Here is a 21790-nt window from a genome sequence, read left to right on the forward strand (position 1 = left end):
CCATCACCTCTTTATTTTTGCTTTTCATATTTAATGGTTGTTAACATCGCCCGCAAAATTTTGGCGCGAATGCTATCCCGTAATGGTAATTGCAAATCTAAGGTTGAACGGTCAACCGCTGCTAATATTAATTTCGCTTCTCGCTTTGAAATAACCTGCTCATCAATTAAACGATATACTACACCTTCTGCAACCGTTTGCGAGGCTCCGCCTTCTATTTGCAGGAGCACATCATCAATCAAATCAATTTGTGAGTTTGCACGGACACGTAAAATTCGAATATATCCACCGCCACCTCGTTTACTTTCAACAAGGTAACCCCGCTCGGCTGTAAATCGTGTGTTAATTACATAATTTATTTGTGAGGGCACACATTGGAATTTATCGGCAATTTCACTCCGTTTAATTTCAATATGCCCTTCTCCACCTAATTCAAGTACTTGCTTTAAGTAGCCTTCTATGATGTCTGAAATATTACGCACTTTAGGAATACACCTCGCTTACCTCACTGACTTTGACTATCTTTGACTATCTTTGAGTATATTATACAAAACGCTTGAAAATAATTGCAATTATTTCGCACACCGATTTGTGTAAAGCACATTCTTTCGCAGTTTTCCTGCTGAAAATCACCTGTGCGTAATTTCAAGAAAAAAAGGGAATTAGTTATTAACATATGGCAGCCAAATGAGCTGAATGTGGTTCATGCCTATAATGTACCCTTTTTGCCTATAGAAAAAACGCAAGCATATGCTTTTAGCATAGACTTGCGTCATTAAAAATTATACCCAACGACCAACAATTGGGTAACGCCAAGGCATTTCGGATAAAGCCTTGACAATTCCGATAATTGGTACGATGTATACCATAGCGATGAATAATAGTAAGAACGGTAATCCGATTAATACAACTGAGAGAATACCTGCTATTACAATTAATACGCCCATCACAATTTGGAACAATAAAGCTTGCAATGAAATGCTTTTTACTTCTTTATCTGAACTAAAGATGAAAAATAAAATCGGCACTAAAAATGGCGCAAAAAACGCACTGGCATGTATGATGACCTTAGACCATTTTGTTTCCATATATATGAACCTTCCTTCGTAGTGTGTCTTTATATTAGTAATACTCCTATTTACGGAACTATACGCTAAATAGTTTCAAATGTTTTTTGTTTTTTAAAATTTATTTGAAAGGTACGTGAGACAGTATGGAATTTAATAGCACGCTTGCTAATGAATATGAAAAGGGCATTCGACGAACTTTGCCAAGTTACGATGCCATGCTTCGACTAACGAAAACTTTTTATCAATCTGCATTACAAGAGCAAGCACATTTTTTAGTGATTGGCTCTGGCAGTGGCAATGAAATATTACAATTAGCTGAACAACGTCCTCATTGGTCCTTTGTCGGTATCGATCCTTCTGAAGCAATGCTAGAAATTGCGGAACATCGACTTCAACCATTATCTAATGATATATCTTTACTACAAGGAACCATACTAACTGCAACAATGCCAGACAAAAAATTTGATGCGGCTAGCTGTATACTCGTTCTTCATTTTATTGCATCCTATGAGGAGAAACTAGCTACATTACAAGGCATTGCAAGCCATTTAAAAACAGGAGCGCCATTTGTCCTTGTTTCTAAATACGGACAACTGAATTCAGTAGAAACCGAGCTGCAATTTGACCTATGGCGCGCTTATTGGCAACAGCATACAAAACTTTCAGCTACTGATTTAGCCAATATGGAGCAGTCCATTCGCTCGCTGTCGTTTATGCGTGAAGAGGATATTGTTGCGCTTTTACAACAGGCAGGCTTTACACAGCCATCGAGGTTTTTTGCAACAACACTCTTTGCTGGTTGGATATGCTATAAAGCGTAAGGATAGACATTCGTAATGATCTTTCCGTTAAAATATCTCCTCTGAAGAGACTTCGTGCCACTTACAATGAGATAAAATAGATTTGAGGTGAATGCCGTGATCCGCACGATGGCCATGACGAAAGATCAACAATTAATAAAGGACTTTCCACTTGAAGACATTAAAGACAACCATTTCGAATGGTATTGGGTAGATTTTAATTGTCCCACTACTAAAGAAGAGCTACTGCTCGATACATTTTTTCATTTCCATCCACTCGCGATTGAAGATTGCTTAATGCGTTTACAGCGACCAAAACTTGATTTTTACGATGATTATCATTTCTTTGTTATTCATAAATTCAATGAAGAAACACTAATAGCTGAGGAATTAAATATCTTCCTTGCCGATCATTTTATTGTGACATTTCATAAAAATGAAACACCCGAAATCGATGAAGTACAAAAACTATTAGAAGAACAACCAAAATATTGGGAAAGAGGCACCGTATTCTTAACCTATCAAACCATTGATAAAATTGTGGATAGTTATTTCCCACTTGTTTATAAAATTGAAGATCATTTAAATGCTCTAGAAGATGAATTAACTTACCAAAGTAATGTCAATGCAATGCAAATTGTTTTTGAATTCCGAAGCGATTTGCTCCATTTGCGTCGCACCATTTTACCGATGCGCGATCTCCTATATCGGTTACTTAGCTCATTCCGCTTTGCCCTAAAGAAATCGGAACGAGCCTATTTCGGTGATATCCATGATCATTTAGACAAGCTTACTGAAATGGTCGAATCTAATCGTGAACTAACAGCAGATATGCGCGATAGTTATATGGCTATGACCTCTAGTCGTATGAACGGCATTATGATGATGTTAACGATTGTTTCCACAATCTTTATTCCTTTAACATTTATTGCGGGTGTGTATGGCATGAATTTTGATAATATGCCCGAGCTCCATGGCCGCTACAGTTATTTTATCGTCCTCGGTATTATGCTATTGCTTGTCCTATTTATGCTCGCTCTATTTAAATCAAAAGGCTGGTTCAAATTATTTAAACCGTAACATACGCAATCAAAACAAAAGTAAATCCGCGCTGACTTCGCGAGGGGAATAAAGGTACGAGGGTCAAAATTTGCGACTCGTACTTTGTCCTCTGAAGGCCAAACGCGGATTTTAAATTTGTTGATTTTCTTAATATGGTCCTCGATCATCCACTTTATTTTCACCTTGTTGTGGGAATAAAAAGTATGCGAGTACACCCGATACAAGTGTTGCACAAATCGTTATAAATAATTGGTTTAGGTCGGGTACTTCTGCATAATAATTAGTTAACATATAAACAGATCCAATTGCTACAATTACCATTACAGGAATGACAAACTTAAAACGCTTTTTTTCCATGCAATACCTCCTCAATACTATTTTTCTCTCACCTACATTATTTTGTAAAACTAAACAGTTCGTATTTTACAGGTTTCCTAAATGAAATTCAAATAGCTCTTTGTCTATAAATGAAGATGTTTTAACGAGCGCAATAGGCCACTTTCCATGTTACAAACAAAAAAATATAGAAATATCTGAAATTTTTAACCAAATATACTGCGAAAAATAGTAGAATAGACTAAATACCATATATTCACCAAATTTACAAACCTAACAAAATATTCACAAAGCGTCTTCAATTTCAATCATTATTATGGATTTATAAAGAATGGAGCAGACAACAATGAGTTGGTTTACTAAGAAGAATGGTTATTCAATTACATTAACACCTGAACAATTTACACAACACGTACAATTAGATGTTTCTAATTATCCAAAGCTTGAAAAACAATTGCAGTTATTAGACTTAACGACTGAAGATTTAGCTATTATTAAACAATTGCAACCTTTAGTTAAGGATGTTATTCCTGAAATGGTCGATCAATTTTATGCAGCCATTAGCTTGAGCCAAAATTTATTAGATATTATTAACAGAACATCACAAATTGATCGTTTAAAAGTTACATTACATAAGCATTTAAGTGATATTTTTGAGAGTCATATTAATGACGCTTACATTAAAGAAAGAAAAGCTATTGCTGAGACACATGTTCGAATTGGACTCCAATCTAAATGGTATATCGCTTCATTCCAATCACTAACGTCGACCTTTACAAGCTTTGCGAATGACTTAGATATTTCCAAGCACGATGCAATACGTGCTATTAATGCCTTTTGCAAAATCATTAACTTCGAACAGCAGCTAGTAATTGAGGCATATGAAAAAGAAGAAGATCGTATTCGCCACGTTGCAGATCAAACAAAACATGCGCTTGTTACAACAATTCAAAGTACGGCTGAAGAGTTAAATGCCATAAGCGAGGAAACAGCTGCTTCTCTATTAGTGATTTCTTCTCAAACGGATGATATTGCAGTAGCAACAAAACAAGGTTTGAATTTTGTTGCAGATACACAAGACAAATCAAAACGTGGGCAACAGCAATTACAAGAGCAAAATGAATTAATACACGTTATTTTGCAAAGTGTTAATGGCCTTGAAGTGACGATGAATGAGCTACGTTCGTCATCACAAAAAATCTCTGAAATTGTGGGGCTTGTTACAGGTATTGCTGATCAAACGAATTTATTAGCACTTAATGCATCAATTGAAGCTGCTAGAGCTGGCGAACATGGTAAAGGCTTTGCGGTCGTAGCAGAGGAAGTTCGCAAGCTTGCCGAGGAAACAAAAAATGCTGTGCAAAACGTCTCACACTTAATCAAAGAAACAGAAAGTAATATTACAACAATGGCGAGCTCTGTTACCAACGTTGATCAAAAGATCCAACATAGCGTTGAAACACAAACAAATTTATCTAAATCATTCAATGCTATTGCGGATGCTGTTTCAGGCATTCAACAGCAATATGTCAATACCGCTAGAGATATTTCAGCCATTTCAACATTAATTACTGAGCTATCAGAAGGGGCTACACTCGTTTCCTCATCATCCGACTCACTCATTAATGTAGTGAATGAATTAAATATTTAACGCAAAGAAAAAGGAAATTGACCGCATCGTGTCAATTTCCTTGTTGTATTTAATGTGCCAAAGCACGTTTTTGCTTGCGAAACTCTCGTCGAGCCGGACCTGTTTCAAACAGTCGCTTTTCCGCATCCGTTTCAGGGAAAATAGCCGGAACAGCCTTAGGTTTCCCGTCATCATCCACTGCAACCATTGTTACAAACGATTCCGTTGTTAATTTCTCTTCCCCTGTTTCAATGTTTCGAGAAATCACACGGACATAAACTTCCATAGAGGAATGTCCTGTGGAAGACACAATACTTTCTATCTCAAGAATATCACCTACATGGGCTGCAGATAGAAAATCTACTGAATCTATAGAAGCTGTTACAACATGCCCCTTTGCATGCTTCATCGCAGTAACGGCAGCAATTTCATCAATATAAGCTAACACTCTTCCGCCAAAAATAGAATTATGATTATTAGTATCCGGTGGTAATACGAGACGCGTCTGAACCGTACGCGATTGGCTCATTGGTACAGCATTGGTTGTCATAGTTCTTGTAACTCCCCTTCATGTCATGTTCTTTCGTCATCGTATCGTAGAAAAAGCATTGTTGCAAATTTAGAAAGATTTTTTCATGGTAATAAACTTCATATCCGTCATTTCCTCGATTGCCCATTTAATACCTTCACGACCATAACCGCTCATTTTCACGCCACCATACGGCATATTATCCACACGGAAAGTCGGTATATCATTAATAATGACAGCCCCCGCTTGTAATTCATCTGCCGCTCGCAATGCATCAGGTAAGATATTCGTAAAAATCCCTGCATTTAAGCCAAGTTCCGACTCATTCACTAGTCGAATCGCGTCGTCTAATGTTTCATATGAAACAATTGACACGATTGGCGCGAATGTTTCCTGACAAACGACTTTCATATCCGCGGTCACATTTGTCATCACTGTTGGCGTCAATGTACGTTCAGTAAAGGTTCCGCCCGTCGCTACAACAGCACCTTGTGTTTTTGCTTCTTCAATCCATTGTCGAATGCGAGTTACTTCATGTGGATTAATCATCGCACTGACATCAGTACTTTTATCGAGTGGATCACCGACAACAAGTTTCTCTGTTTGTTCTACAAATGCCTTTGTAAAGGCATCTACGATGGAGGCATGGACATAAATTCGTTGTAATGAAATACATACTTGGCCCGCAAAGCTAAAAGCTCCGCTAACACAACGCGCAATAATTTTATCAATTGGTGTCGATGGCTCAACAATAACCGCTGCATTCGAGCCAAGCTCTAACGTTACTTTACGTAAACCTACTTTTTCTTTAATACCCAATCCTACTTTACCGCTTCCAGTAAAAGTTACTTTTTTCACTAATGGATGTGTCACGAGCGTATCACTTAATTCGCCACCACTACCCGTAACGATTTGCAATGCGCCATCCGGTAGCCCAGCTTCCTTAAAAATTTCCGCCATCACAATGGCACTGAGTGGTGTTTGTGTTGCCGGCTTTAACACGACTGTATTGCCTACCGCAAAGGCAGGCCCTAATTTATGTGCAACTAAATTAAACGGAAAATTAAACGGTGTAATCGCAGAAATAACACCTAATGGCTCACGTTTTGTCCAACCTATACGATCACCAGCACCTGGTGCAGCATCCATCGGTACCGTCTCACCTTTTACCTGCTTAGCTCCTTCAGCTGCAAATTGATAAGTGGCTATAGTGCGTTCGATTTCCGGCAAACCCGCTGAAATAGGCTTGCCCGCTTCTCGCGCTAAAATTTCTGCCAATTCGTCTTTTCGACGTCGCATAATGTCGACTACTTTATATAAAATTTCGGCACGTTCGTAGGCAGTAGTTTTTTTAAATGAAAGAAAGGCATCTTGGGCACCTTCTATTGCTTGCTCAACATCTGCAACAGATGCCTTTGCAACCTTTGCAATGACCTCACCGTTGTAGGGTGATGTTAATTCATAAGTTTCTTTTGCTGCTTGCCATTGCCCATTTATCCAAAGCTTTGTTTCGTTCATCTTCAAATACACCTCCGAAATAATCTGTTCCCATTTAGTTTATCATGAAGTGCTGGAATTTGACGCTACTGCTGCAGCAGTAACGGCGGATAGCATCATGGCTTGTTGTGCTTGAATAAGCAACTCAATCGAAGACATAATCGCCATTGTCAATGATTGTTGCACTTTAGACAAATCATAAATAATAATTTGTACAGCCATAAATAATACAAACTCACGATGCCACTTCAATAATTTCATACCCTTTAAATCATGATACAAATCAGCAATTTGCTGAAGTTGGCCGTTATTCAATTGGAGAATGGCTAAAAACCCAAGCAATGGATAGTGCATATATTTTACTTTTACATCTTGTTTCTTTAAATAATCGCGGATAGTCGCCACGCTTGCTACAAGATTGCTATCATAATCGGCCGATAAAAAAGTTAGTATTTGTGATAACCACTGCAGTTCATTGCCTGCGCCAAATTGATATGTTCGCAATTCCTTATAATAGCGATTCATAGTTTCCGCCCGTAAGACAACATCATCATTAGGGCTACTGAGTAACACGGTATAGGGGATATCGTCGAATGACGTAAGGAAGCGATGGTATTTACGTATAGCTTCATACAAAGCACGTGCAGTCTGTGCATGCGCCCTCTTCTCACTTTCATTTTCCGTTAAAAATTGAGCACCTATAAAGCTAAAGTTGCCTCTTTTGAAATTAGCCTCTTTTAATATTTTTTCGTTGTTTAACAAAGTTTTTATTGCCTGCTCCGTATCGTCCTGCTCCATCATATTGGCCGCTAGGCTATACCCTATTGAAGTTCGCAATGGTGACATCCAGGATGTACGTTTTTTCATTTCTTCAACAACATTTTTATATTTTTCCCCATCAAACACTTTGCCTGTAGCAACGTATGTGCTGGCAATAGCTAAGATAATTTTCCGATCAACTGCCCAGCCTGTAACTTTCGATACAGCCTCCACCGTTTGTGTAAATTGGTTTTCAATTATAACAATATCCATCTTCAACACACTCCTTTCCACAATTTACGTAAATTTATGTCGAAAAGATTCAATCACTTTGTAATAATTAACATAAAAAGTAAACATAATTTAATGTTTGTCATTAGGTTTTATATGGTTTAATTAATAGTATCCAAGATGAATGGGGGCTATATTATGATTGAGCGGACAATCAGAAAATTATTATTAAGCCAGACCCTACAAGAACGAATACAGCATTATTTGTTATTGCGAAATTCCCCAAATAACGTAAACTTACAACTTCTATTCCAGAAAAATTAGCATAAAAAACAGCGACAAAAGAAGCTTTTGCCGCTGTCATTAAATTATTCAATTAAACCCAACTCTTTTAGTTCTTCTGTGGAAAACGCTCTAGACCTTGTTAAAAAACGGTTACCTTCTACGCCTTCAAGAGAGAACATACCGCCTCTGCCGTCCACTACGTCTAAAATAATCTGTGTATGCTTCCAATAATCATATTGGTTTTTATGCATATAAAATGGCGCGTCCCCTACTTTTCCTAAGCAGACATCTTGCTCACCTAATATTAGATCTCCGTCAGGATAACACATCGGAGAGGAACCATCACAGCATCCACCTGATTGATGAAACATAACCGGTCCATGCTTTTCCTTCAATAATTCGATTAGTGCCAGCGCTTCTTCCGTTGCTAAAACACGTTCAACCACGCGTTAGCACCTCCTCACTGATTAGAAGAAACCAAGTTTATTTTCGTTATAGCTCACTAATAGGTTTTTCGTTTGTTGGTAATGCGATAGCATCATTTTATGTGTCTCACGACCGATTCCTGACATTTTATAGCCACCGAATGCCGCATGTGCTGGGTAGGCATGGTAGCAGTTTGTCCAAACACGCCCTGCTTGAATACCACGACCGAAACGATACGCTGTATTCATATCACGTGTCCAAATACCTGAACCTAATCCATATAATGTGTCGTTGGCAATTTCTAATGCCTCTTCTTTTGTTTTAAATGTTGTAACAGCAACAACTGGCCCGAAAATTTCCTCTTGGAAAATGCGCATTTTATTATGTCCTTTGAAGACAGTTGGTTTAACGTAGTAGCCATTTTCAAAGCCTGCCCCTACATTATTTTTCTCGCCTCCAATTAGACATTCAGCACCTTCCTGCTTACCGATATCTAAGTAAGACAGAATTTTTTCCATTTGCTCGCTTGATGCCTGTGCACCCATCATCGTGTTCGGATCAAGTGGATTTCCAACTTGAATCGCTTCAACACGTTGTAACACACGCTCCATAAACTTATCGTAAATCGATTCTTGAATTAATGCTCGTGATGGACATGTACATACTTCACCTTGGTTAAGGGCGAATAATACAAAGCCTTCTACTGCTTTATCTAAAAAGGCATCATCTTCATCCATAATATCTTCGAAGAAAATATTCGGAGACTTTCCGCCCAATTCTAATGTAACTGGAATAAGATTTTGTGACGCATATTGCATAATTAAACGGCCTGTTGTCGTTTCACCAGTAAAGGCAATTTTGCCGATACGTGGGTTAGATGCAAGCGGTTTTCCTGCTTCTAAACCGAAACCATTCACAACATTAAGTACGCCTGGTGGCAATAAATCACCAATTAGCTCTACTAGCACCATAATAGAAACTGGCGTTTGCTCTGCTGGCTTTAATACAACACAGTTTCCAGCAGCAAGCGCAGGAGCTAGTTTCCAAACAGCCATTAATATTGGGAAGTTCCAAGGGATGATTTGGCCAACTACCCCGATTGGCTCATGGAAATGATAAGCAACTGTATCATTATCAATTTGACTTAGCGCGCCTTCTTGTGCACGTAAAGCCCCTGCAAAATAACGGAAATGATCAATTGCTAGAGGGATATCAGCATTTAATGTTTCACGAACCGCTTTACCGTTATCCCATGTTTCGGCAACGGCTAACTTTTCTAAGTTTTGTTCAATACGGTCCGCAATTTTAAGTAAAATGTTTGCACGCTCTGTAGCGGATGTTTGTCCCCACGCATCCTTTGCTGCATGTGCTGCATCAAGCGCAAGTTCAATATCCTCTGCTGAGGAACGCGCTGCTTGTGTAAAAACTTGTCCAGTAACAGGAGTAACATTATCAAAGTATTGACCTTTCACTGGGGGTGTCCATTCTCCACCAATGTAATTTTCATATCTCTCTTTGAATTGAACTACTGATCCTTCAGTGTTTGGAAATGCATAAACCATTTTACTTCTCCCCTTTACACAAAATAATGAGAAAATATCTAGAAAAATCGTCATTCCATATCGAAATAACGATATTTTCATAGAAACCCTCTTACCCAATATATTGTCAGAAATTAATAATTATTTCAACTTTTAAAAATAAAATTTCACAATATTTATTTTTAATAGAAAAGCTTCTAGAATACACTGTATTTCCAACGATAGGGTATACTTAAGCTAACATAACTGTATAGGAGAACAATATGAGAATTAACAAATATTTAAGTGAGACTGGCATCGTCTCACGCCGCGGTGCTGATAAATGGGTAGAAGAAGGGAAAGTAACGATTAATGGCGTGCTTGCGACTGTCGGTAGCCAAGTTGAAGCTGGTGACCTAGTATGCGTTGATGGCAAAGAGGTAAAAAAAGAAGAGCAACTCGTTTATATTGCCTTAAATAAACCAGTAGGGATTACAAGTACGACAGAGCGTCATGTTAAAGGAAATGTCGTGGATTTTGTCAATCATCCTCTGCGTATTTTCCACATAGGTCGACTCGATAAAGAATCAGAGGGCTTATTACTACTAACAAATGATGGCGATATTGTGAATAAAATTTTACGTGCAGAAAACCATCATGAAAAAGAATATATCGTCCAAGTAGATCAGCCGATTACAGAGCAATTTATTAAAAAAATGGGCGCCGGAGTTGATATTTTAGATACAACCACATTGCCTTGTCATGTTGAAAAAATTTCAGACAAAGTGTTTAAAATTATTTTAGAACAAGGCTTAAATCGACAAATTCGTCGTATGTGTTCAGCATTAGGCTACTCCGTTAAACGTTTACAACGAGTTCGTATTATGAATATTAAACTCGGTAATTTAAAGGTTGGGCAATGGCGCGATTTAACAGATAAAGAGCGCACAGAACTATTCGAACTACTGCAATACACGGCAAAATAACTGTCTAAGTGCCAGGCACTCAAACAATTATAGAAGGTCGAAGCAAATAACAATAAAAGTGGTAGATTGAGTGCGCAGTCAATCTACCACCTTTTCTTTTATTGCTATTCAATCGTCTCGTAAGCCATTTTACGAATAACCGCTTCGTGCTGTGGATAATCTGCTAACAGCTCAGCTTGAGTAAATAACTCAAAGTCCTCAAAATCAAAACCAGGTGCTACCATACATCCTACCAAACTGAATGTGTTGTCATCATCAACAGATGAGCCAAAAATTGTCCCTTTCGGCACGGCTACTTGTGGTACTTCACCCGCCTCTAAATTTAACCCTAACTTTTTCGCTTCATATGTACCATCAGGGTAAATCATATGCACAGTTAATGGACTGCCCGCATGATAATACCAGAGTTCATCTGATTTTAAACGATGCAAATGCGAAATATCTTGAGAGCGTAGTAAAAAATAAATGCTCGTATAAATTGGTCTTGTTACTTCCCTTACGGCTATGTCCTCCGTTGAGCGAAACGAAGATATATAGTATCCACCCTCGGGATGTTGATCTAAAGCTAATTTTTCAATAAAATATTGTGCAGAATATTGCATCTAACTTCACTCCTTTTTTCCACCTTACCAAAAAGTAAAGGCCGAACGCTACTGCTATCTATTATTGCTCCATTCTTTAACATAAAAAAAGGCATCTCGAATCAAGAGCGAGACACCTTTTTCCTATTATAAACCGCCTAAATAAGCGGCCTTTACTTGTTCACTTTCTTGCAACTCTTTCGCAGTACCTGATAACACAATACGTCCCGTTTCAAGCACATATGCACGGTCAGCTACAGATAAAGCCATATTGGCATTTTGCTCTACAAGCAAGACTGTCGTACCTTCTTCTTTATTAACCTTTTCGATAATATTAAAGATATTTTTTACCATAAGCGGTGCAAGCCCCATCGACGGCTCATCCATTAACAATAGCTTTGGTTTTGCCATGAGTGCACGCCCCATTGCAAGCATTTGCTGCTCACCACCAGATAAAGTACCTGATTGTTGTTTACGACGCTCCAATAACCGCGGGAATAACTCAAAGACATGCTCCATATCCTTTTTAATACCCGCCTTATCGTTACGAAGGTAGGCACCAAGCTCAAGGTTTTCCTCAACCGACATATTGGCAAATACCCGACGTCCTTCTGGCACATGTGAAATACCTGATTTTACGATTGTTTGGGCAGCCTTACCTGCAATCGAGAAGCCTTCATATTCAATAATGCCCCCTTTAGGTTTTAGTAAGCCCGACAAGGTTTTTAATAATGTACTTTTACCAGCACCATTGGCACCGATTAATGTCACAATTTCCCCCTCGTTAACTTCTAAAGAGACGCCTTTTAACGCTTGAATATTCCCGTAGAATACATCTATATTTTGTACTTTTAGCATTAGCTGATAACCTCCTCACCAAGGTAAGCTTCAATTACCTTTGGATTGTTGCGAATTTCCTCTGGTGTCCCATCAGCAATCAATTGTCCGTGATCTAGTACGTAAATTCGTTCGCAAATTCCCATTACTAAGCTCATATCGTGTTCAATTAACAGAATCGTTAAACCAAATTCTTTACGGATAAATGCAATTAATTCCATTAAATCGTGCGTTTCTTGCGGGTTCATCCCTGCTGCTGGTTCATCCAATAATAAAAGCTTCGGATTGGCAGCTAATGCACGTGCAATCTCCAGACGGCGTTGCATCCCGTACGGTAAATTTTTTGCAAGTTCGTCCTTATAAATATCTAAGCCAAATATTTTTAAGAATTCCGTTGATTGCTTCGCCATTGCTTCTTCACCTTTAAAGTGGCTCGGCAAACGGAAAATAGATGACCATAGTGAATGTTTAGCTAGCGAATGGTTCGCAACTTTTACATTATCTAAAACAGATAATTCTTTAAAGAGACGAATGTTTTGGAACGTACGGCTAATGCCCTTTTGTGTTACTTGATAAGGGGCAAGGCCATTAATTTTCAAACCATCAAAGGTAATCGTTCCTTCAGTTGGCGTATAGACCCCTGTTAACATGTTAAAACTTGTTGTTTTACCTGCACCATTTGGGCCAATCAAGCCTACTAACTCCCCTTGATTGAGGTACATATTCACGCCCTGTACCGCCTTTAAACCACCGAATTGAATGCCCATATTCTCTACTTTGATAAGAAGGTTTCCAGTCATTATTTTGTACCTCCTTTTTTACCAAACTTAAATAAGTCCGTAATTTCTTTTGTCCCCATTAATCCTGTTGGACGGTATAGCATAACAATGATTAACACTAAACTGTAAATAATCATGCGTGTTTCTGGGAAGTTCGCTAAGTATGTTGAAATTAGCGTTAAAAATACTGCGGCAATAACAGAACCCGACAGACTTCCTAAGCCCCCTAGAACAACGTAAATTAAAATATCAAATGATTTTAAGAAACCGAATGTAGTCGGCTGAATAATGTAAAAGTTATGTGCAAAAATGGCCCCTGCAAGACCGGCAAAGAAAGATCCAATCGCGAATGCTACAACTTTATAGAAAGTTGTATTAATACCCATGGCGTCCGCCGCAATTTCATCTTCTCGAATCGAAATACAAGCACGCCCATGACGAGAATTTGTAAAGTTAGCAATCACTACAATTGTTAGCACTACACCAATGAATGCATATGTCCAGTTCGATAAATATTTAACCTGCATCCCTGCTGCTCCACCAACATAATCCGTATTTAAAAAGACAATACGAATAATCTCCGCGAAACCAAGTGTTGCAATGGCTAAATAATCCCCTTTTAAGCGTAATGTTGGAATACCTACGATCAAACCAGCTACTGCTGCTGCAAGCGCCCCTAAGAAAATTGCTAGCGGGAAGGGTAGCAATAGTTTTGTTGTAATAATAGCTGAAATATAAGCACCTACCGCAAGGAAACCGGCGTGCCCTATGGAGAATTGGCCCGTAATCCCGATAACGATGTGTAAGCTGACAGCTAGCATAATGTTAATACACATCGTGATTAACATATTTTTATAATACAAGTCGATTACTTCCATTGAAATAAGAGCCTGAACAACTACATAGATGACTAGCGCTAATATGGCGTAGCCCCAGAAAACTTTAGACTTCTTCATCTTACCGCTCACCTACACTTTCTCGCGGGCGTTTTTACCGAAAATACCCGATGGTCTGAAAATCAAAATTAAAATTAAAATGACAAATGCCGCTGCATCGCGCCATAAAGAGAAGCCAAGTGCACTTACCATGGATTCCACGACACCTAATAACATACCGCCAACCATTGCACCTGGAATAATACCAATACCACCAAGTACTGCCGCGATAAAGGCTTTAACCCCTGGAATAACCCCCATTAACGGGTCGATTTTCGTATAATACACACCAAAGATTACACCGGCAGCACCAGCTAAAGCTGAACCAATTGCAAACGTTGCTGAAATGGTATTATCTACGTTAATACCCATTAGGCGCGCCGCATCCGCATCATGTGAAACCGCACGCATCGCCTTACCGATTTTTGTTTTATGTACGATGAATTGTAATAAAATCATCAGTACGATTGCGACAGATAAAATTAAAATAGACGTACTGCTAATTTGAACACCAAAAACATCAAATGTTCGATTTTTAATCACTTCAGGATATGCTGCAGGCTGAGCTCCTCTGAAGAAAATCGTCGTATACTCGATTAATAGCGATACACCGATTGCTGTAATTAGCGCAGCAATACGCGTTGCATTACGTAACCGTTTATAGGCAATACGTTCAATTAACACACCGAAAATTGCACAAACTGCCATTGCTAATAATAATGCTGGGAAGAAACCTAACTCCCATTTAGCAATAGCGTAAAAGCCAATAAATGCCCCAATCATGAAAACATCACCGTGGGCAAAGTTAATGAGCTTAATAATCCCGTATACCATCGTATACCCTAACGCTATTAACGCGTAGATACTACCTAGTGAAACACCATTCACAAGCTGTTGTATCCATTCCATGAGCGTTCACTCCTTTGTTATTTTTTGAGGAATGCAAAAACGGGACCCATTTCTACATAGTTGAATTGAATGCAGAAAAACTTGTGTCCCTCATTAAAAGTTATTTCCGATTCCTTATGCTAGAATCTATGCTTTTTTTATTAGTCTAGTTGTCTGTTAAAAAAATAAAAGAGAAGACGGGTTGCCCGCCTCCCCCTTGCTTAAAAATTAAGGATTTACTTTAGAGTTGAACACTTGTTTACCGTCTTTAAATTCAAGAACTGTTGCTGTTTTAATTGGGTTATGGTTTTCATCAACTGAGAAAGTACCTGTTACTAAAGAAAGATCTTTTGTTTCAGCTAAAGCATTTTTAATTGCTTCTCCATCAGTAGAGCCAGCACGTTTGATAGCATCTGCAATGTAGTAAATAGAATCGTAACCAAGTGCGTTAAATGCATCAGGTGCTTTATCTCCATTTGCTGCTTTAAATGATTTTACAAAGTCTTGAATTTTTTGATCTGGGTCTTCTGCAGAGTAGTGGTTTGTAATGTACGTATTATTCAGTGCATCAGCTCCAGCTAACTCAATTAAAGTTGGAGAATCCCAACCATCAGCGCCCATTAGTGGTACTGTAATACCCATTTCACGCGCTTGTTTTACAATTAGGCCAACTTCTTCATAATATCCAGGGATAAAGATGAAGTCTGGGTTAGCAGATTTAATGTTTGTTAATTGCGTACGGAAGTCTGTATCTTTCGCTACATAAGCTTCCTCTTTTACAACTTTCCCACCACTTTTAGAGATTGTATCTTTAAATGATTTTGCTAAACCTTTTGCATAGTCAGATGCATTATCCGCAAAAATAGCTACGTTTTTCGCACCAATTTCACCTGATGCGAAGTTTGCTGCTACAATCCCTTGGAATGGGTCAATGAAACAAGTACGGAAAGCATATTCATTAATGCTACCATCATCATTTACTGTAATATTTGGCGCTGTACCAGAACCAGTTACAATCGGAATTTTGTTGTCATTCGCAATTTGAACTGTAGCAACTGTATTACCAGAAGTTGCAGGAGCTAGCATCGCTACTACTTTATCTTGCGTTGCTAGTTTAATAGCTGCCGCAGTTGCCTCTGAGTTTTCTGATTTGTTATCTACTTTAATAAGCTCGATCTTTTTACCATCAATACCGCCAGCATCGTTAATTTCCTTAACCGCTAGCTCTGCACCTAAACCGATTGAAGAACCGTATGAAGCTACGTTACCTGAAAGCTCCAGGTTTGCACCGATTTTAATTGTATCTCCACCTTTTGAACCACCATCTGATGAAGAGCCTCCTGAATTTGTATCACTGTCTCCAGCGCCACAGCCCGCAAGTACGCCTGCAAGAAGTGAAGAAGCTACTAGAAGTGAACCGAACTTTTTAAGCTTGTTGTTCTCTTTCATAATTAAATTCCCCCTGAAAATTCTCAAATGTTAGATATTTCTGATAATTATAAACAATCTGAGGCCAATGCTCAATAGCAAAAATAATTATTTATAACTATCTATTTTTGAAGCTAGATTATATTCAATTAAGCCTTTTACATTGTAAAACATTCTTTATATTTAGTCTAGAGTGATTTTTCAGTATAATTAGTTATTTGTGAATTATCTATTAATTTGACACAAATTGAATAGAAAGCTACTACGGCAATTTCCACGACCTTCAACTAACGATGTCCATTGTGCAAAAATTGCTTTCTCATTATTTTCTTTTTTTCAACAGAAAACCTAACATCACACCATAGACAATATGACCCGCAAGCCACCAACCAAATGCTGAAAAATCCTTTATCATCGGCGTCCGTTTTGAGAACATTGTTGTAGGAAACAACATACACGCTATAAAAATTTGGAGTAAAACACTATTTCTCATTAACTTTGCATGATTCCATTTATACTTATTGCAAATAGCATATACTATGGCTGTTATAAACCATGAGATGATGAGATGGAATGCGAATTCTATTATTTCCGGGAAGCGAAAATTTTTTAGAATCGGTATATAATCGACATTTAATAGTAATGTATAGACTCGGTTGTCTGTTAGCTTTTCAACGGCTTTCAAAAGAACTCCAAATAAACAACCTGCAACGAAAGACGTTATGATTACTTGGCGATTGAAGAGTGTTTTCATATGTTCCTCCCAAAGTAAATATTATTTATCTAACCTATTTTATTTTTAAATTATAAAAGGATGATGCTATATGTCTAAAAAAATAATTGTGCTATTTCGCAACGATTTACGTCTAGAAGATCACCCTGCTCTATGGCATGCAGCTAATATGGGAGCCGTTTTACCTGTCTATATTCATAACCATCAATTACAAGCACATGACAAGGCTCAAAATTATTGGACGTACTATTCACTACAAAATTTACAAACTACACTGCACAACTATAACATGTCACTTATTTTACGACAGGGCGAAGTCATAGCCGAAGTACTTCGGTTAGCATTAGAGACACAAGCTGATGCTGTTTATTTTAACGAGCGTTTTAGTCAAAGTGAGCGTGCTGAAGATGAACGACTAACTACGCTATTACAAGCGCATGATATTGAAGTCAAAACGTTTTACGGTGATACATTATTTGACCTGACTGCTATTCTCAATCAGCAAAATAAACCGTATGCTATCTTCACATCATTTTATAAACGCTGTTTACAAGAACTCGCTAGAAAACCATTAGGATGTCCTGCTACGTTAACCGCCTTTCCTATGACTGTATCTTCACTTGCATTGCCACAAATACAGCTATTACATGGAAATTGGCATGATAAATTCAATAACTATTGGCAGCCTGGAGAAGATGGAGCTATCGAGCAATGGACGCTCTTCATCGAAAGCAACGTATTTGATTACAAAGATAAGCGAGATGATCTTGCCAAAGAAAAAATCTCTAAAATGTCTCCTTTTATTGCAGCAGGTAACATAAGCATTCGTTCTTTATGGACTACTTGTCAGGAGTTAATGGAAGAGGAAGACAACGCTATATTCGGTCAACAAATTGAAAGCTTTTTAAGACAACTTATATGGCGAGAGTTTTCAATCTATCAACTGTTGCATTATCCAACATTCCCTACTGTCTCATTACGCAGTAATTTTCAGCACTTTGATTGGGAGCCTAATGCACACCGTCTTGAAGCCTGGAAAAAAGGCCAAACAGGGTATCCACTTGTTGATGCAGGTATGCGCGAGCTTTGGGAAACAGGCTATATGCATAATCGCGTAAGAATGGTAGCAGCATCATTTCTAGTAAAACATTTACTACAGCCATGGCAGGAGGGTTATGCATGGTTTGAGTATACATTGCTCGATTTTACTGCCGCAAATAATGCCATGGGCTGGCAATGGGTAAGCGGCACTGGTATCGACTCCGCTCCTTATTTCCGTATCTTCAATCCTTCCTTACAAGGAGAGAAGTTCGATTCCGATGGTACATATATAAAAAAATGGGTACCAGAATTAGCGCACCTGCCTTCCAAATATATTCATGCCCCACATACAGCACCTGCCGCTATATTAGAGCAGGCTGGTATTACATTAGGTGACACCTATCCGTTACCAATTGTTGATCATAAAACGGCAAGAGCGCGGGCATTGGCGCGATATGACGCCATAAAAAAAGCATAGAGCTACTTACGCTCTATGCATTGCACTATAGTGAATAACTAACCAATCAACCTTGATTCACCATACTTTGCAGCCAGTCTGCTTTTCGAATTGATGAGGGAAATACGCGACACTCCAACTCACAGCAGCCCGAACCGAAAACCCATTTTTGTAGCGTGTGCTGAAAAAATTAGTTAAATCCGTGCCTGCGGAAAGGGAGCTTCTTGAACGAAAATCAACCCCACTATAAAAGTTAAGCCTTTTTTAAAGCAAATACACAAAGACGTTCATTAATGTTTGTTTCATTTTCTAAATGGACCTCATGTATCAACTCAAATGGTGTACCATGATGTAAAAACTGCAAATAATCATATGGGGGATAATATAAAATAATGTGAATATCACGCATATTTTGCTCAAAGGACTCCCATATATTATGAATGACTGTACGAAATATATTAATGGAAAACGGATTAAAAAAGAAAAAGACATTATCACACGGCATTATTTTGTAGTTTTCTGCTATAGTATGAACAAATGAAACGGCATCTTGGGAGCCATTTTTTCGACAATAGCACGCCTTATTATGCTCGGCCTCTGCATAAAAACCTGCGTCCATTTCTATGCCAATTGCCGGTATATGAAATTTATGATGAATATAAATAGGGACTCTCCCTTTTCCACAACCCATATCAATGAATACTGGATTATCAGGCATTTCGTATTGGGAAAATAACTGTTCTAAGCCAGCGTAGGGGGTTGGCTCATAGCGGTGGTAATGAGCCAGTTTAGGAAAACCATATTGTTCTCCGACCGTATTAATGTGCAAAAATTTATCAAATTGTTGTTCATTCATCATATAAGTACTCCTCGGAAAAAGAATGCTTTATTTTAGCATGGATAAAAGCAAACACCCAATCCAAAAGATTTGGATTGGGTGTTTTTCATAAATCCGAACATTCAGAATTGTTTCGGTGCCTGGCACTTTTTTTAACGTCCTCTACGGTTAAATCTAAAGACGAAGAGCAGTGCAGCTACTAAAAATGAAAATGAAGCTGTTGCCGTTAGCACTGTACTTTTATCGATTCCTGCTTGTTGTACAGTCTGTCCATTGCCCTGGTTAGGACCACCCATGCCATCTGGACGTTGCATCCGACCACCATTCGCTCCCTCGCCCTGTCCATTGCCCATTCCACCTTCAGGCATTTGCGATGGGTCAAAGTCTTCTGGTAATTGACTCGGATCAAAGTCTTCTGGCATTTGACTTGGATCAAAATTGTCAGGCATTTGCATCGGGTTTCCATTGGCTTCACCATTTGTATCGCCATTTGGCATTCCTGCATTACCTTGTGTAGTTGCACTTGTTTCTACAACAAGTTCTCCTGACAGTTGCTTTAAAATTGACTCAGAACGTTTTTTGGCAAATTCAGGCAGACTATTGTCTCCAGACACACCTTCTAAAAACTGCTCTGTCGTATAAAATTTTGTTGGATCTGCTTCTTCATAGCTTGTTAGTAGCGTTGCCAAATTGTTCGTAATCGACTGGATATAATCTTCCGTTAAATAAGTCGTTGCGAGTTCTTCCAAATAACTTTCATATTTTGCACGATACGTTTCATTAGACAGTAACGCATTTAACAGTGGGCGCTCTTCTAAAGTTGTCCCTGATACAGGTGTCGTGATGCTAAAGTTAATTGCACTATCTGCCATTAAATCTCCAGACATTCCGCCCCCCATATTAAAGCCACCTTTATTGCGATTGGCGTTTATTTTTCCATCTTGTGACTGCTCATCATTTGACTGTCGCTCTGGAGCTTGCTCATCATTTGTTCGCCCTTCTTGAGCTTGTTCCTCGTTCGACGGGCCTCCTTGTGGCTGTTCACTGTTTAGTTGTCCATTTTGAGGAACTACACCATTGCCACCTTGTGGTTGCTTTGTAGCTGCTGTATTTGCATTCTCTTCTGTCTCACCTGCTGATAAATCCTTATCACTATTGCCACGCATTTGATTTGGATTACCGCCAGCCATTCCTCCACCGCCAGCACCAAAGCCACCGAATGACATATTATAATCCCACGGTATAATAGAAAACACACCTTTATTCTCATATAAATAGTAGTTGTGCTTCATATTTCCCTGATAGCTATCTAGATTGACTAGCGCTGTATTGACAGCAAAGTAACGCAGCATTTCATCGACATCAATATATTTTTCGATATCTCCACCGTTATTAATAGCATCAAGCATTTCAATTAACTTGGAGTCCTCAATATTGTCTTCATTCGTTTTTAATCCAATGCCCGTGTAGTCAGCAATATTATCACTAATATATTTTAAATCACTGCCTGTACCATCTGGTTTAAATAAAAATCCATCATTGGAGCCGTAATTATTGGCTAAAAATGTTTCATCGACCGCTTCTACCCCTAAATATAAGCCACGTTCTTCTCCATTTACTGTTACATACATATAAGAATGTGCAGGTGTCGGCAAGCCCATTTTTTCCATTAACTCATACGAAATATATTCGCGCATTAGCGTTGAATCACTGTAATTATTGTTTAAATTTAATTTCTTCAAGCCGTATAAGCTTTGATTGTCATCATAGTAGTCAAAATCAATTTTTAAGCTATAACGATCAGAGTCACTATTTACAACAGAACGTAACGATAAATTTCCTTTTGTGCGAATCGCTACATTTTCTATTTTTTTGCCGTTAATCGTAACATCGGCTTGCTTTAGCTCCTCATCAGCAGCGTTTTCTAGCATGTCCTCCCAGTCTTCTTGCGGTATTTCAATATCAACTGTTGTTACTTTATTGTGATTGAACACAAGCGTCTCATAGGAAAATTCCGTATTTTTCGTTTCAATGCCTAAGCTTGGAAGCACAGCAACCATCACGCCAAAGAGTAGGAGGAGAATCGCCATACTAGTATAGACAATTCGATTTTTAATCATTGACTGCACCTCTCTTGCTCGT

At 38.5% G+C, this 21790-nt stretch carries 23 protein-coding genes and 1 pseudogene; 6 read left to right on the forward strand and 18 right to left on the reverse strand.

Annotated elements, in window-relative coordinates; all coding sequences use genetic code 11:
- Nucleotides 1–11: 11 nt before the first annotated feature.
- Nucleotides 12–482, reverse strand: a complete 471-nt coding sequence (locus tag ACIQXI_RS17415) for a CtsR family transcriptional regulator (protein ID WP_402927338.1) — start codon at nucleotides 480–482, stop codon at nucleotides 12–14.
- A 300-nt stretch (nucleotides 483–782) separates the two neighbouring features.
- Nucleotides 783–1088 (reverse strand): magnetosome magnetite crystal formation protein family, encoded by a 306-nt coding sequence (locus ACIQXI_RS17420; RefSeq protein ID WP_402927339.1) that lies wholly within the window; start codon nucleotides 1086–1088, stop codon nucleotides 783–785.
- 125 nt (nucleotides 1089–1213) lie between these two features.
- Between ACIQXI_RS17420 and ACIQXI_RS17425 the strand changes: the two genes are divergently transcribed.
- On the forward strand, nucleotides 1214–1891 hold the full coding sequence (locus ACIQXI_RS17425; RefSeq protein ID WP_402927341.1) for a class I SAM-dependent methyltransferase: 678 nt from the start codon (nucleotides 1214–1216) through the stop codon (nucleotides 1889–1891).
- Nucleotides 1892–1987: 96 nt separating this feature from the next.
- Nucleotides 1988–2950 (forward strand): magnesium/cobalt transporter CorA, encoded by a 963-nt coding sequence (gene corA / locus ACIQXI_RS17430; RefSeq protein WP_402927342.1) that lies wholly within the window; start codon nucleotides 1988–1990, stop codon nucleotides 2948–2950.
- A gap of 129 nt (nucleotides 2951–3079) precedes the next feature.
- Here the strand turns inward: corA and ACIQXI_RS17435 are convergent, their stop codons facing one another.
- On the reverse strand, nucleotides 3080–3289 hold the full coding sequence (locus ACIQXI_RS17435; RefSeq protein ID WP_402927343.1) for a hypothetical protein: 210 nt from the start codon (nucleotides 3287–3289) through the stop codon (nucleotides 3080–3082).
- Between the two features lie 325 nt (nucleotides 3290–3614).
- Between ACIQXI_RS17435 and ACIQXI_RS17440 the strand changes: the two are divergent.
- Nucleotides 3615–4154 (forward strand): annotated as a pseudogene (locus ACIQXI_RS17440) (protoglobin domain-containing protein); the annotation flags it as partial.
- A 276-nt stretch (nucleotides 4155–4430) separates the two neighbouring features.
- Complete coding sequence (locus ACIQXI_RS17445; protein ID WP_402927552.1) at nucleotides 4431–4919, forward strand: methyl-accepting chemotaxis protein; 489 nt, start codon at nucleotides 4431–4433, stop codon at nucleotides 4917–4919.
- A gap of 49 nt (nucleotides 4920–4968) precedes the next feature.
- Here the strand turns inward: ACIQXI_RS17445 and ACIQXI_RS17450 are convergent, their stop codons facing one another.
- From ACIQXI_RS17450 to adh, 6 genes are all read right to left on the reverse strand, one after another.
- A complete protein-coding gene (locus ACIQXI_RS17450; RefSeq protein ID WP_402927344.1) occupies nucleotides 4969–5448 on the reverse strand; it encodes an acyl-CoA thioesterase in 480 nt (159 codons plus the stop codon).
- 69 nt (nucleotides 5449–5517) lie between these two features.
- Nucleotides 5518–6945: an aldehyde dehydrogenase family protein gene (locus ACIQXI_RS17455; protein ID WP_402927345.1), complete on the reverse strand. Its 1428-nt coding sequence runs from the start codon at nucleotides 6943–6945 to the stop codon at nucleotides 5518–5520.
- Between the two features lie 42 nt (nucleotides 6946–6987).
- Complete coding sequence (locus tag ACIQXI_RS17460) at nucleotides 6988–7956, reverse strand: DUF4003 family protein (protein ID WP_402927346.1); 969 nt, start codon at nucleotides 7954–7956, stop codon at nucleotides 6988–6990.
- Between the two features lie 172 nt (nucleotides 7957–8128).
- Nucleotides 8129–8290: a hypothetical protein gene (locus tag ACIQXI_RS17465; RefSeq protein WP_402927347.1), complete on the reverse strand. Its 162-nt coding sequence runs from the start codon at nucleotides 8288–8290 to the stop codon at nucleotides 8129–8131.
- The gene (locus ACIQXI_RS17470) at nucleotides 8283–8645 is read right to left on the reverse strand and encodes a DUF779 domain-containing protein (protein WP_402927348.1); all 363 of its coding nucleotides are present in this window, start codon (nucleotides 8643–8645) and stop codon (nucleotides 8283–8285) included. Before ACIQXI_RS17470 ends, ACIQXI_RS17465 begins: the two co-directional genes overlap by 8 nt.
- Nucleotides 8646–8666: 21 nt before the next feature.
- Nucleotides 8667–10187: an aldehyde dehydrogenase gene (gene adh, locus ACIQXI_RS17475; RefSeq protein ID WP_402927349.1), complete on the reverse strand. Its 1521-nt coding sequence runs from the start codon at nucleotides 10185–10187 to the stop codon at nucleotides 8667–8669.
- A gap of 242 nt (nucleotides 10188–10429) precedes the next feature.
- Here adh and rluF point away from each other — a divergent pair, with 242 nt between their 5' ends.
- The gene (gene rluF / locus ACIQXI_RS17480; RefSeq protein ID WP_402927351.1) at nucleotides 10430–11131 is read left to right on the forward strand and encodes a 23S rRNA pseudouridine(2604) synthase RluF; all 702 of its coding nucleotides are present in this window, start codon (nucleotides 10430–10432) and stop codon (nucleotides 11129–11131) included.
- Between the two features lie 104 nt (nucleotides 11132–11235).
- Here the strand turns inward: rluF and ACIQXI_RS17485 are convergent, their stop codons facing one another.
- The 7 genes from ACIQXI_RS17485 to ACIQXI_RS17515 all read right to left on the reverse strand — a co-directional run bounded on the left by ACIQXI_RS17485 (nucleotide 11236) and on the right by ACIQXI_RS17515 (nucleotide 17333).
- Nucleotides 11236–11733 carry a cupin domain-containing protein gene (locus tag ACIQXI_RS17485; RefSeq protein WP_402927353.1) on the reverse strand — a complete coding sequence of 166 codons (498 nt, stop codon included), beginning with the start codon at nucleotides 11731–11733 and terminating at the stop codon, nucleotides 11236–11238.
- 126 nt (nucleotides 11734–11859) lie between these two features.
- Nucleotides 11860–12570 carry an ABC transporter ATP-binding protein gene (locus ACIQXI_RS17490; protein ID WP_402927354.1) on the reverse strand — a complete coding sequence of 237 codons (711 nt, stop codon included), beginning with the start codon at nucleotides 12568–12570 and terminating at the stop codon, nucleotides 11860–11862.
- Complete coding sequence (locus tag ACIQXI_RS17495) at nucleotides 12570–13349, reverse strand: ABC transporter ATP-binding protein (RefSeq protein ID WP_402927355.1); 780 nt, start codon at nucleotides 13347–13349, stop codon at nucleotides 12570–12572. Before ACIQXI_RS17495 ends, ACIQXI_RS17490 begins: the two co-directional genes overlap by 1 nt.
- Nucleotides 13349–14284: a branched-chain amino acid ABC transporter permease gene (locus tag ACIQXI_RS17500; RefSeq protein ID WP_402927356.1), complete on the reverse strand. Its 936-nt coding sequence runs from the start codon at nucleotides 14282–14284 to the stop codon at nucleotides 13349–13351. The genes ACIQXI_RS17495 and ACIQXI_RS17500 overlap by 1 nt, the downstream gene beginning before the upstream one ends.
- A gap of 12 nt (nucleotides 14285–14296) precedes the next feature.
- A complete protein-coding gene (locus ACIQXI_RS17505; RefSeq protein WP_402927357.1) occupies nucleotides 14297–15172 on the reverse strand; it encodes a branched-chain amino acid ABC transporter permease in 876 nt (291 codons plus the stop codon).
- 207 nt (nucleotides 15173–15379) lie between these two features.
- Nucleotides 15380–16600, reverse strand: coding sequence for an ABC transporter substrate-binding protein (locus tag ACIQXI_RS17510; RefSeq protein ID WP_402927359.1), 1221 nt, complete (start codon nucleotides 16598–16600; stop codon nucleotides 15380–15382).
- Between the two features lie 301 nt (nucleotides 16601–16901).
- Entirely contained in the window at nucleotides 16902–17333 is a 432-nt protein-coding gene (locus ACIQXI_RS17515; RefSeq protein WP_402927360.1) for a hypothetical protein, read from the reverse strand.
- 70 nt (nucleotides 17334–17403) lie between these two features.
- Here ACIQXI_RS17515 and ACIQXI_RS17520 point away from each other — a divergent pair, with 70 nt between their 5' ends.
- On the forward strand, nucleotides 17404–18831 hold the full coding sequence (locus ACIQXI_RS17520; protein ID WP_402927361.1) for a cryptochrome/photolyase family protein: 1428 nt from the start codon (nucleotides 17404–17406) through the stop codon (nucleotides 18829–18831).
- A 232-nt stretch (nucleotides 18832–19063) separates the two neighbouring features.
- On the opposite strand, the gene ACIQXI_RS17525 is transcribed toward ACIQXI_RS17520, so the two are convergent.
- Nucleotides 19064–19666: a class I SAM-dependent methyltransferase gene (locus ACIQXI_RS17525; RefSeq protein WP_402927553.1), complete on the reverse strand. Its 603-nt coding sequence runs from the start codon at nucleotides 19664–19666 to the stop codon at nucleotides 19064–19066.
- A gap of 134 nt (nucleotides 19667–19800) precedes the next feature.
- The gene (locus ACIQXI_RS17530; RefSeq protein WP_402927363.1) at nucleotides 19801–21768 is read right to left on the reverse strand and encodes a CotH kinase family protein; all 1968 of its coding nucleotides are present in this window, start codon (nucleotides 21766–21768) and stop codon (nucleotides 19801–19803) included.
- Between the last annotated feature and the right edge of the window lie 22 nt (nucleotides 21769–21790).

This window comes from Lysinibacillus sp. NPDC097195, assembly GCF_044762075.1.
Taxonomy (GTDB): Bacteria; Bacillota; Bacilli; order Bacillales_A; family Planococcaceae; genus Lysinibacillus.